Source organism: Phyllobacterium bourgognense (assembly GCF_003337575.1).
Taxonomy (GTDB): Bacteria; Pseudomonadota; Alphaproteobacteria; order Rhizobiales; family Rhizobiaceae; genus Phyllobacterium; species Phyllobacterium bourgognense.
In genome coordinates this window covers 112239-123901 of the sequence record NZ_QPJM01000011.1, presented here as the reverse complement: position 1 = coordinate 123901, position 11663 = coordinate 112239, and the positions used below count along the sequence as shown (strand labels likewise).

Genomic DNA, 11663 nt, shown 5'->3' with positions numbered 1-11663 from the left:
CACCGATTTTAACGCCCCTCGCAAGTGCTGGAGCGTTAATATTCGGGCAGTCCCGCGAACAACAGGAGGCATCGATGTCTCGCGAGCAAAGGCCAGATACCCAACCGGACGACCCGAAGCGCCGCGCCATCCTTCGCGCCGCCGGAGGAGTTGCGATCGGCGGAATTACCGGCGCCCTCTCGGTTAACGCAACTGCGTCCGCGCAAGAAACGCCCGTCACAACCCGTGATTCAAATTCGCTCGGTGCCCGGCTCCAGGGCGTACAGCATTTCGGCTTGACCGTGCAGAACATGGAACGCGCATTCGAGTTCTACACGGCCGTACTCGGTGGGACCGAAGTCTTTCGCCATGGAGATTTTCAAGGCGACGCCGTGCAGAACACGCTGCTTGCCGACCAGGAAATCCTGGCCAATCAACTCGGCGTCAATCCGCGGACGATCGGCGTGCCCGACCTGAGGGGCGGCGCTCAACGGCTCGATGTACGATTCATTCAGTTCGACAACGTCGTGATCGAACTCTTGCAGTATCGCGATGCCGACCAACCGATGGGCGGCCCAAAGGCTTTCGCGGAACCGGTAGAGCACATGAGCCCGGCTTTTCCGCGAATGATGCACATCTGCTTCTATGTCCGGGATGATGTCGACTTCAACCAGTTCATCGCGGATCTCGAGGCGGAGTCCGCGCAGCGCGGCATGACGCAGGTGCGGGCAAATCGCATCATACGTGTTTCGACTGAAGACGAACGAAAGGAGGCCCCCCAGAGCGCCAACACCAATAAGGTGACCGTAGCGCCATCGGACGGCTGGGAACTGATCTATTGCAAGGGCCCGGAGGGGGAGCAACTGGAGTTCGTGAAGGCGCTTGGACCTGTGAAAAAGCGGTTTGCCGATGCATTGGCGGCGCATCTGCAACTTGCAAGCGCGAAGTAAGCGCAAAAGGCATCAGCATCACTTTGCAAGCCGGCACCCGGATTTGGCCAGCGGGCCATCTTACCGCGCTTGGCAAGATAAGGAGAAACGACATGATCACAACGCTGCGGCTGCAGGCTTCGGCTATTCTGCTCGGGGGCCTGCTCGCGGGACCCGTTCTCCAAACGGAAGCGCTCGCACAGGAAGGCCCGGCCCAGGGCTATGCCAAAATTGCAAGCGGGGCCTATTCGGTTGTCGCCGAGGTCCGTGCCAAACCGGGCAAGGAGGCCGAACTACGGGCCGTCACGCTTCCTCTCATTGACCTTGTCCGCAGCGATCCCGCAAATCTCGTCTATTTTCTTCAGGAGAACCGTGAGATCCCCGGACACTTCATCTTCTACGAGATATTCGCCAACGAAGCCGACTTTGAGGCTCATAACGCCATGCCATATGTGAAGGAGTGGTTTGCCAAGCTGCCCGAACTCGCCGATGGCGGAGTGAAGGTGATGCGAATGCAGATCCTCGCGCCGGCTGGCGACTAGCACACTTCCCACGAAACTAGACGTCGGCGAACGAGGGCCATCGCGGATTGCTCGGAGAAGAACACGCCGCGCCGCAGGCGCCGCTTTTGCACACGACACCATCAAGCCAAGAAGGAGCTGCGAGATGAGACTCAAGGGCAAGGTTGCATTGGTCACAGGAGCCGCAGGTGGTATCGGTTTCGCAGTCGCGGATCTGTTCAATAGCGAGGGCGCCATCGTCGTTGCCGGCGACATCAAGCCGTCCGAAAAACTATATCCCGACGCCGTCGAAGCAATGACGCTTGATGTGACCAGCGAAGAGCAATGGGCAACGGTCGTTGCCGCGATCGTCAGGAAACATGGCCGACTTGACGTGCTTGTAAACAATGCCGGCATTATCGCCTACGAGCCGCTCGACAAGCTGGAGATGAAGGACTGGCTGAAGATGATCGCCGTCGACCAGACTGGTGTCTTCCTCGGCATGCGGGAAGCAATTCGCGTCATGCGCAAGCAGCAAGCAGGTTCGATCGTCAACATCTCCTCGATCTGGGGCAGTGCAGCAGTTGCGGGTGCGCATTCCTACCATGCCGCCAAAGGTGCTGTCCGCAACATGTCGAAAAACGCGGCGATGACGTACGTATCCGACGGGATCCGGGTCAACTCCGTGCATCCGGGCTTCGTCCACACGCCGCTGACGGATGCACAGGCGCCAGAGCTCAATGAAGCTGTCATCGCGGCAACACCGATGAAGCGCGGTGGCAGGTCGATCGAGATCGCCTATGGCTGCCTGTATCTAGCTTCCGAGGAGGCAAGCTACGTGACCGGCGTCGAGTTGAACATCGACGGCGGTTATCTTGCCCAGTAGCGCAGGAGACATGCGGGTCATCGCGGACGGCTCTGCCTTGCGAGCCGCGGAGGAAGCGGCAGCGGTGCGCCCCGATCAGTCAGACAACTTGACCCTGACCTGAGACTGCTCCGAGACCGAAGCTTGGACCGCCGGAGATTGGAGTTTTCCGATCACAGCAAGACCCTTGTTCCCTCCATTTTTCGGGAGCGTCTTGGGCAAGAAAGTCGGGAACGAATCCATACGCGCAGTCGTGCGCGTCAGCAGTGAATGTCCGCTTTCGATTCCGTTAGCGCAAACGCCAATGACTGGATTTGGGCGCATAGCAGCCATTGCTCGATTCATTCGCCTTCTAATGCGCAAGTCCCAGATGTTGTCATTTCCTTTGACCAAAGGCCAATGGTTGTTGGGTAAGGATGTCGTGGAAACACGGCGTCTTTACGCGGCAGCCATTGGCGTGAGATGCCCAGCGTGTAACCGCAGTCTGGCTTACCGGCTTACCTTGAGAAAATCGACGAAGGCCCGCATCGCTGTTGGAAGCTGCCGTCGGCTGGGATAATACAGAAAGAACCCCGGATAATACGGACACCAGTCCTCAAGAACCCGCTGTAAACGCCCCTCGACAATAAGGGTCTGCACCTGCTCTTCAAAAAGATAGGCAAGGCCTGCACCATCCAGTGCCGCGCCTATCATCAGATCCTGATCACCAAGGGTAAGAGGACCTGCCACTTCGATCTCCAGCTCGATTCCGCCTTTTTCGAACTCCCATCGATAAAATGATCCGCCCGCGAAACGATAGCGGATACATGGCTGCCGGCTGAGATCATGCGGTGTTACCGGTTCGGGATGCTGTACAAAGTAGCCGGGTGAGGCCACCACCGCGAAGCGGTGCCTTGGACCGATTGGCAATGCAATCATGTCGGCCGCCACCATCTCGCCGAAACGCACACCCGCATCACAGCCCTCTGCAACCATATCGACCAACGCATCATTGACCAGCAATTCGACCTCTACTGCGGGATAGGCCTGCAGGAACTTCGAGATAATTGGTAAGAGCACCAGTTTCGCCGCTACCCGCGCCGCATTGATGCGCAATTTGCCGGAAGGCTGACCGCGAAAGGCATTCAAATCCTCAAGCGCATCCTCGATGTCAAGGAAGGCCGGGTTGACCCGGCTGAACAATTGCTGCCCCGCATCGGTCAGCGCGACACTTCGGGTCGTCCGGTTGACCAGACGTATCTCAAGCCGCTCCTCGAGGCTCCGCAATGCATGGCTTAGCGCCGAAGCCGTAACGCCGAGCTCGACAGCGGCTTTACGAAAGCTGCGGTGCTGCGCAATGGCAAGAAATATGGCGAGGTCGGCAGGGCCAAGCTTCCGCATTAATGAATTTCCCTCATTAGCTTGTAGAAATTTACGGCGATTATTTCATCTTCTTACATGCGGTAGAACTTGGGTGCATTCAACAGAAAAGGAAAAAACATCATGCGCATCTGGTTCATTACGGGAGCATCACGCGGCTTTGGCGCACTGATCACCGAGGAAGCTCTGAAAGCCGGCGATGCCGTTGTTGCAACCGCCCGCAACCCTGCAACAGTCACTGCTCGGTTTGGCGATCATCCGAACCTGCTTCCAGTCGCACTGGACGTCACCAATGAGGAACAGGCCAACGCGGCAGCCGAGCAGGCGATCAAGCGCTTCGGCAAGATTGACATTCTCCTGAACAATGCCGGTTTCGGCCTGCTTGGAGCTGTTGAGGAGGCAACAGCATCTGAGATTGAAAAGCTCTATGCCACAAACGTCTTTGGCTTGCTCAAGGTCACCCGCGCTGTGCTTCCCCACATGCGCAGACAGCGTGCCGGCCACATCATCAACATTTCGTCCATCGGCGGCTATGTCGGCCATCCCGGATGGGGCGTTTATTGCTCGACGAAGTTTGCGGTGGAAGGCCTTTCCGAGGCTTTGTCCGACGAACTCGCCCCACTCGGCGTTAAGGTCACTGTCGTCGAACCCGGCTTCTTCCGCACCGACTTTCTCGATGAAAGCTCGCTTTCAGTCAGCCACAGCGCCATTGCCGATTATAACGATACCCCCGCAGGCGTGATGCGATCCGCAGCTGCACAATTCAATCACGCCCAACCTGGCGATCCGGCCCGTCTGGCAAAGGCGATGATCACTGTGGCCCACTCCGACAATCCACCGCTTCGCATGCCATTCGGCTCTGACACGGTGGTAGCAATTGAAAAGAAGAACACCGCGGTTGCCGGAGAGCTTGCCGCATGGCGGGAACTAGCGATCTCCACTGATTTCCCGGCAGGCAGCTGAGCGAAAAATTCAACAAACAAGGGGCAATACAATGTTCAACAGCGACCCACCTTCCATATGTTGGCGATTTTGGCTGCTATTTCTCGCACCAATGGAGGTGAGTACGATCGACGGACACCATCGAAACGCGCAATAAGGCCACCGTTCAGGCAGGCTTCGATGCCTGAAAAAACGGAACCGGAAGTCTCTATGATGATCAAGGGAGGACGTGACGTGGGAGTTGCTGGAAATTCTGCTGCCCTCGCGGGTCTACGTGAGCAAGGCAGACCTCATCGAGACAGTCATTCGCCCGTTTAATTCACGCATCTCGAATGGGCTTGTTCCCACCATCCGCGATACTTATGCTGATAGTGACACGGTCACTTGCCTAAACCGGGGCAGGCGAGGGACCCACGATCGAGGCGGGTCCCACATTTCGTGTCAAAAAAGAATGGATCTGCGCGATGACCGCCGCGCCTTCTCCGACGGCGGCCGCGACTCGCTTGGTGGAGCCGGCGCGTGCGTCTCCAACGGCAAAGATGCCAGGGCAACTCGTTTCCAGCGGCAGCCGCTCGCCTTGCCCGATACCGTCTCCCGTGAGAACGAAGCCCTTTCCGTCGATCGCCACACAGCCGTCAAGCCAGCTGGTATTGGGATCGGCGCCAATGAACAGGAAGAGATGGCGCGAGGCACACTCCTCGGTCTCGCCGGTTCGGGCGTCACGGAAGGTGGCGCCCGTCAGACCTGTCTCGCGGTCGCCATGCAAGCCCACAATCTCGCTTCCCACATGGAGTTCGACATTGGCCAATACCGCGATCCGGTCGATCAGATACTGGGACATGGTCTGCTCGAGCGGTCGCCGGACCACCAGATGCAGGTGCCTGACCTGCGGTGCGAGGTAGGCAACGGCCTGGCCGGCTGAGTTTCCGCCACCGACGAGAGTGACTTCCTCTCCGGCGCAGAGGCGGGCCTCGATCGGCGATGCCCAGTAGGAGACGCCAGCCCCCTCCAGCTCTTCGATATTGGTGATATCAGGCCGTCGGTAACGCGCTCCTGACGCGATCACGATGGAACGCGCCCGTGCGGTACACCGATTGCTGAGCTCCAGAGAGAAAGGAGCTTCCGACTCAGCTCCATGACAGCACAGCTTTCCGACGGTCAGTGGGATCGCAAGCTCGGCACCGAACTTCGTCGCCTGATTGAAGGCACGCCCTGCAAGAGCCTGTCCGGAGATACCAGTTGGGAAGCCGAGATAATTTTCGATCCGGGCGGATGCGCCCGCCTGGCCGCCGAAAGCCCGCGAATCGAGAACCAAAACAGCCAGTCCCTCAGATGCTCCATAGACGGCAGTAGCCAGCCCAGCCGGTCCCGCTCCGACGACTGCCACGTCATAGATAATCTTCGGATCGAGATCCGGCATGACGCCCAGACAGGAGGCAGCATCCGCGTCGCTCGGATTTCTGAGCAATGTGCCGTTTGGACAGATCATCAGCGGCAGATCTTCAGGTGCGATGCCAAGCCGTTCGACCAGCTCGCGCCCCTCGGCCTCGCATGCGGCGACGAGGGAGTGGGGATAGCCGTTGCGGGTGAGAAATCCAGACAACCTCACGATGTCGGGGGCATCCCGGCGTCCAACCAGAATCGACCCTGCACCGCCGACCCGCCCTTCTTCGATCAGCGAGACGCGACGGAGGATGTAGGCGCGCATGATCGTTTCACCAACATCCGCCGACCCGATGACAAGCGCGCGAAGATGTGGTGCATCAAAGGGTATTGCCATTACGCCTTTCTCGCCCGCGACCACCGATGCCAGGGTTGCATGACCAGACAACTGATTGGTTTCGCCGGTAAACTGTCCGGCACCGTAGGTGGCGTTCACGGACGATCTGCCAGCCGCACCGCGCTGAATTGCATCGGCCGAGCCCTCTAGAATAAGCCAGGCAGGCACGTTGCGGGTGCCGATCTCGTAGAGGATGTCGCCTGGGCCGAAGCGCCTCGGCTCACCGCTCGCGAAGCGTCGAGCCATGCCGATTTGGAAAGCTGAAAGTGTTGGATATGCTTGCTCCCGCCGAGCATCGTTGATCGCCATCGTCTTAACTCCATATCGGCCTCTGCTCGTTGGTGACGACATCATCGCGACCAATTTGTCAGTCTATCCCGCGCATCATCAAGGCCACTTTCCGTGGGCTGTCTGCCCGCGGACATTTCCATGCAACCCATGGCGGGTCAAGCAGGCGCCGGCTGCGGTGCCTTCGGCAAAGTGAGCGCAAAGACGAGAAGACCCAGGAGGGTCAATCCGAAGCCCGCCCATACGGCTGATAGCAGGCCGTAGCCGGCTGCGATGGTCAGGCTACCTGCCCAAGCGCCGATGGCATTGGCGACATTAAGCGCCGCGAGGTTTATGGCGCCCATCAGCGTGGGGGCCTCCGGAGCAACGCGCGTCAGGCGCACCTGGATTGTGGGGATGGCGACCATCATGGTGAGGCCGACGCCAAACAGCGCTGGCATCAGTATCCGCACATTGCCGCCACCAGCCGCCAGCACCGAAAGCACGATCAGGGCGCTGCCATAGCCCACGACCAATCCTCGCGCGGGATATGAATCCGCCAGCCGTCCGCCTATCAGATTACCCGCGGTCATGCCGAGGCCGAATAGTGCCAGCGCCGCCGGAATCCATGTTTGATCGAGTGTTGCAACGTCGGTGACGAAGGGACCGATAAAGGTATAGACAGCGAAGATGCTGGCCACGCCGAGCGCCGCGACAAGCATCATGGCCCAGACCGCCGGCCGGCGCAGTGAGGCCAGTTCCTGCGCCACGGGTCCGCCCTGAAGCGCTTGGGTTCGAGGCACCCAGGTCCACAAGGCAATCAAGGCCAGACCGGCTACCGCGGCGACGCTGAAATAGGTGTTTCGCCAGCCAAGACTCTGGCCGAGGAAGGTCGCCAGCGGCGAGCCGATGATCGTCGCGATCGTCAGACCGGACATGACCAGTGCAAAGGCCTTGCCGGCATGACCGGGGCCAACGATGTACGACGCAACCACGGCGCCGGCACCGAAATAGGCACCTTGCGGCATGCCGCTGATGAAGCGGGCGAAGGCGAACGTGCCGAGATCGGTGGCGACCGCCGACAGGACGTTGCCTAGGATGAACAGGCCCATTAGGCACAGGAGAAGGGTTCTCCGGTTGAGCCGCGCCGCCGCCAGTGTCACGAGAGGAGCTCCGATCACCACACCGAAGGCGTAGGCAGTGATCGCATTCGTTGCCGTGGGGATATCGATCCCAAGGCTCGCGGAGAACAGCTGGAGAATCCCCATGCTCGCAAACTCGGACGTCCCGATGCAGAAGCTTCCGAGTGCGAGGGCGAACAACGTGAGGCCCCTCTTTCGCCGCTCCGCCTCGTTCGTACAATGCACCTTTACGGCAGCGCATTGACCACGATAGGCTTTCTCCAACATCCCTGCCTCCTTTCATAGGGACTGGGAGGATCGCGCCGACCCGCACGAAGTGACCCGCCCAAATGTCCAGTTGTCCGACCACGCGCTATTTTATCCGGGCGGAAAGTTAAGTCCGGCGACCAGTCCATGAAGCCCAGGTATCGGCCACACGGCAGAGTTCATCCGGCATAGCCTCGAATTGCGGCGCTTGGTGAACATTTCCAGCACAGGCCCGAAGCCTTCGGGATTGTCGAGGCTGCCGATCGTGACGAAGACCATGCCCGAATAGCTTTCCGCGTTGCTGGTGAACAGTCTTGCGCCGTAAGGGGGGCAGAAATTCCGGTCCAGCCCTTTTCCCGAAGAAGCGGTGTAACGAAAAGCCTTGGGTTGCCCGCTTAGGAGCGTGAAATCATCTTCAGCTACGCTGAAAAGTGTCATCGCCTCGACACCCGATGCCGCTTTGCAGTCGAAGCAATAACAGACTGCGACAAAGTGAGGATCGATGTCGAACCCGTATCCCACCGCGCCGCATGCGCATCGGCCAGTACGTTTCTGGATCATAGCTGCGTACCTCGATGGTGAGATGGCGGCCGCAATGGGGGTGCGAGAGGGCGACGCGGTGTCGCGGAACGACCCGTGTACGATCTGCTCGCCGGACACCCAGGGAAACATCGCAGCGTCGACGAGGTCTCCGATAAACCTAGGACCAGTATATCATGCGCTGACTGACAGTACCGCACGACAGTCTGCTCCTTAGTCCGGACAGGGCTGGCCGGCGGCTCCCCAAAGAGCCATGTCTTTGACGTGATCCTCGAAGGTTCCCGGCGGGGTCGTGCGGCCAGCTCCAGGCGCCCACGCTCTCGGAATAAATCCGCTAAGCGATGCGTCGTGCCTCAAATGGTCGAGGAGACCGTCAGCGTCGCGGCCGCCATTGCGTTCGGGATCCTTCAGTTGGGCACAGATCTCGGCGCCACTCTTGCCAAACCAGATGAATTCCACCGGCGCAAGCTGCCAGTCGATGCCTGCATGCAAGGGCGCCGGTGCGGGGTCGTTCGGCGTGGTCGAAGTGACGTGACACGTCGAACATGGGATCGTCTCTGCCCCGATGCGGCTTTCTCCACCATGGATATTCATGCCGTGCACTCGGGGCTTGCTTTCGCCAGCCGGTGTCCAGATCGGAATAGCCTTCGCATCGACGTGACAATTGGCACAACGTGGGTGCGTCACCACCGCTTCAATTCTCTTCCAGGCCTGCAGCCCCGCGGCGCTGCTGACGCTCCCGGGCGGCAGCGCATCTTTCGCCCCGTCCTTAGCCATAACCATTCCCATCAGGGCGAGGATTGATGAACTGGCAAAGGTGAGCGCGATCAGAGTTGTTCTTCGCATGGCCCGCCCTCACACGAAATCGATGAACTTGTTGAACGGCATCTCGCGGATACGCTTGCCGGTCGCGGCGAAGATGGCGTTAGCGAGCGCGGGCGCCGCAGGTGGTACGGGTGGCTCACCAATGCCCCTGACTGTGTAGTCGTTTTCCAGGCCACGCACCTCGATCACGGGACACTGATACATGCGCATGGCCTCGTGGTGGTTATAATTGGTCTGTTGGACAGCCCCCTTGGCATAGGTGAGTTCGCAGTTCATGGCATGGCCAAGACCCCAGACGACGCCGCCCTGGACGAGATTCTCGAAGTTGACAGGATCGACGACCTTGCCGACATCAGCGGCCACCCAGACCTTGTCGATCTTGATGCCAGCGTCGGTCATCGTCACCTCGACGATTTCAGCCACCGCCGTGCCAAACGACTCGACAAACGCTACACCGCGGCCTTTCCCGCTTCCCAGGGGTCCCTTCCAGTCCGCCATCTCACCAACGGTTTCCAAGAGCTTCCGGTAGATCGGAATCTTGCACATCTCGATGCGCGCCATGAGCGGATCGAGCCCCGCGGCGTGCATCAACTCGTCGATGAAACTCTCGGTGAAGAATCCGTTGGCTGAAGCCCCTACGGACCGCCAGGTCGTGGACGGTGACAGCCCTTGTACTTCGAAGCTTGTCGCCCGGTAATTGGGAATATTGTAGTACACGTTCCAGATGCCAACCGCCAGTTGGCCATCGGGGTCCTTCGTGGGCGCGCCCATCCTCGCCTGGAGCTCTTTGAATGGCGCTGTTGCGGCCACCTGCAAATCGGCCGCGATTATCTTTCCATCCTTGACACTTCCCCTATACCTGCCCATCGCAATCTGCCGGGGAATGTCCTGCAGGAAATCCTCCTTCCGCGAGAAGATGAGCTTCACCGGTATCCCGCGCATCTGGTTAGCGATCTCGGCAAGTACTCTGATATTCTCGAATTCGAGGCGATGTCCGAAGCTCCCACCCATCCACTCGTTATGAAAGGTCACCTGTTCTGGCTTCATGCCAATCGCTGTGGCAGCGATGAACTGCACTGATTGTGGCGTTTGATGTCCGACCCAGATTTCCATTCCCCTGTCGGTAACGATGCCTATGCCGTTGAGCGGCTCCAACGGTTGATGCCCCACGTAGGGTGCGCGGTATTCCGCCTCGACCAGCGTCCCATCTTCCAACCCAGCATCGATCTTGCCGTCGTTGCGCCACTCCTTGCCGAGGAATCGTGGAGCAAAGGAAGAGGCAACGACGTTCCAGTGGTCAGCCTGCTCGGCCGGATATTTGCTCGGTTCCCATACGCAGTCGACAACCTCGGCCGCTTGCATCGCGTACCAGCTGTTCGTTGCAATCACCGCGATACCATTCGATATCTTGAGGATAGTCTGGACCCCGGGCATCGACTGAGCTTTGCTCGCGTCATACGACTTGATCGGCTGACCCTTGTTGGGATTCAGCTTGACGGCCGCGTAAACCATGCCGTCCATCGTCCGGTCGATACCGAACTTCATTTCGCCGGTGACTTTCGATCGGATATCGAGTCGCTCCATCGGCTTGCCAATAAATCGCCATTGTGATGGTTCGCGGAGCTTGGCGACCGCAACCGGCGTAATCTTCGCCGCATCGGCCGAAAGCGCGACGTACGGAATTTTCGTCCCCTCGGGCAGGATCACGCTTCCGGCCTCTGTGCGTAAGTCGGCGGCCGCGACTCCGCTGCGCTTGGCTGCGGCCGCCTTGAGCGTTTCGCGCGCGATCGCGCCGGCCATGCGCAGCTTTTCGTAGGTATCTGGAATCGCACTGGAGCCCCCGGTCATCTGCAGACCAGCCTTCCTGAGCCATTCCAGCGCTGCCGCGCGAGCCTTCTCGGCTTCGGGGCTTTGGTCTGCTGCCATGAACGGCGCAAGTTCGTGTGCAAAGCCCGTATTGAAATAGGCTGGACTAGGTCCGGCGAAGCGAATCTCAAATTGGCCCGGCTCGAGGTCCAACTCCTCGGCGATCATGAGAGCCTGGATAGAACCGACGCCCTGGCCTTTGTCGGCATGCTGGGCAATCAGGGTGATTTTTTCAGGACTGATCTCGACCCAAGGATTGAAGGTAACCGAATTCGGACCGAGCTCCGCCGTCAACGGATTCGTCGCGACAGCGGAAGAAGGTGCCTGTTCGGCATGACCATACTGCCCGAACGCCACACCTCCCGCGACCGCGACGGAGCCGAAAACGAAGGCACGGCGGGAAAGACTTGGCACATGGACCAT

The 11663-nt window shown here is 59.4% G+C and carries 10 protein-coding genes; 4 read left to right on the top strand and 6 right to left on the bottom strand.

All coding sequences use genetic code 11. The features are described from left to right. Positions 1-74: 74 nt before the first annotated feature. The 3 genes from C7476_RS18515 (at position 75) to C7476_RS18505 (ending at position 2294) form a co-directional block, all read left to right on the top strand. Positions 75-929, top strand: a complete 855-nt coding sequence (locus C7476_RS18515) for a VOC family protein (protein WP_114431354.1) — start codon at positions 75-77, stop codon at positions 927-929. Positions 930-1021: 92 nt separating this feature from the next. Beyond that, entirely contained in the window at positions 1022-1450 is a 429-nt protein-coding gene (locus C7476_RS18510) for a putative quinol monooxygenase (protein WP_114431353.1), read from the top strand. Between the two features lie 124 nt (positions 1451-1574). Beyond that, positions 1575-2294, top strand: a complete 720-nt coding sequence (locus C7476_RS18505) for an SDR family NAD(P)-dependent oxidoreductase (RefSeq protein ID WP_114431352.1) — start codon at positions 1575-1577, stop codon at positions 2292-2294. A gap of 468 nt (positions 2295-2762) precedes the next feature. Here C7476_RS18505 and C7476_RS18495 read toward each other — a convergent pair whose 3' ends face one another. Next, a complete protein-coding gene (locus tag C7476_RS18495) occupies positions 2763-3653 on the bottom strand; it encodes a LysR family transcriptional regulator (RefSeq protein ID WP_114431350.1) in 891 nt (296 codons plus the stop codon). Between the two features lie 102 nt (positions 3654-3755). On the opposite strand from C7476_RS18495, the gene C7476_RS18490 reads away from it, so the two are divergent. Further along, on the top strand, positions 3756-4595 hold the full coding sequence (locus C7476_RS18490) for an oxidoreductase (RefSeq protein WP_114431349.1): 840 nt from the start codon (positions 3756-3758) through the stop codon (positions 4593-4595). Positions 4596-4962: 367 nt separating this feature from the next. On the opposite strand, the gene C7476_RS18485 is transcribed toward C7476_RS18490, so the two are convergent. The 5 genes from C7476_RS18485 to C7476_RS18465 all read right to left on the bottom strand — a co-directional run bounded on the left by C7476_RS18485 (position 4963) and on the right by C7476_RS18465 (position 11663). Then, positions 4963-6663: an FAD-dependent oxidoreductase gene (locus C7476_RS18485; RefSeq protein WP_181872507.1), complete on the bottom strand. Its 1701-nt coding sequence runs from the start codon at positions 6661-6663 to the stop codon at positions 4963-4965. A 137-nt stretch (positions 6664-6800) separates the two neighbouring features. Continuing rightward, positions 6801-8030 carry an MFS transporter gene (locus tag C7476_RS18480; RefSeq protein ID WP_114431348.1) on the bottom strand — a complete coding sequence of 410 codons (1230 nt, stop codon included), beginning with the start codon at positions 8028-8030 and terminating at the stop codon, positions 6801-6803. A 90-nt stretch (positions 8031-8120) separates the two neighbouring features. After that, entirely contained in the window at positions 8121-8570 is a 450-nt protein-coding gene (locus tag C7476_RS18475; protein ID WP_114431347.1) for a GFA family protein, read from the bottom strand. A gap of 192 nt (positions 8571-8762) precedes the next feature. Then, on the bottom strand, positions 8763-9395 hold the full coding sequence (locus C7476_RS18470) for a hypothetical protein (RefSeq protein WP_114431346.1): 633 nt from the start codon (positions 9393-9395) through the stop codon (positions 8763-8765). 9 nt (positions 9396-9404) lie between these two features. Beyond that, positions 9405-11663, bottom strand: coding sequence for a xanthine dehydrogenase family protein molybdopterin-binding subunit (locus tag C7476_RS18465; protein ID WP_114431345.1), 2259 nt, complete (start codon positions 11661-11663; stop codon positions 9405-9407).

Coding starts and splice junctions, on each gene's coding strand:
- C7476_RS18485 (WP_181872507.1), bottom strand. CDS start 6,663: ATGGCGATCAACGATGCTCGGCGGGAGCAAGCATATCCAACACTTTCA.
- C7476_RS18470 (WP_114431346.1), bottom strand. CDS start 9,395: ATGCGAAGAACAACTCTGATCGCGCTCACCTTTGCCAGTTCATCAATC.
- C7476_RS18465 (WP_114431345.1), bottom strand. CDS start 11,663: ATGGTCCATGTGCCAAGTCTTTCCCGCCGTGCCTTCGTTTTCGGCTCC.
- C7476_RS18490 (WP_114431349.1), top strand. CDS start 3,756: ATGCGCATCTGGTTCATTACGGGAGCATCACGCGGCTTTGGCGCACTG.
- C7476_RS18495 (WP_114431350.1), bottom strand. CDS start 3,653: ATGCGGAAGCTTGGCCCTGCCGACCTCGCCATATTTCTTGCCATTGCG.
- C7476_RS18480 (WP_114431348.1), bottom strand. CDS start 8,030: ATGTTGGAGAAAGCCTATCGTGGTCAATGCGCTGCCGTAAAGGTGCAT.
- C7476_RS18510 (WP_114431353.1), top strand. CDS start 1,022: ATGATCACAACGCTGCGGCTGCAGGCTTCGGCTATTCTGCTCGGGGGC.
- C7476_RS18475 (WP_114431347.1), bottom strand. CDS start 8,570: ATGATCCAGAAACGTACTGGCCGATGCGCATGCGGCGCGGTGGGATAC.
- C7476_RS18515 (WP_114431354.1), top strand. CDS start 75: ATGTCTCGCGAGCAAAGGCCAGATACCCAACCGGACGACCCGAAGCGC.
- C7476_RS18505 (WP_114431352.1), top strand. CDS start 1,575: ATGAGACTCAAGGGCAAGGTTGCATTGGTCACAGGAGCCGCAGGTGGT.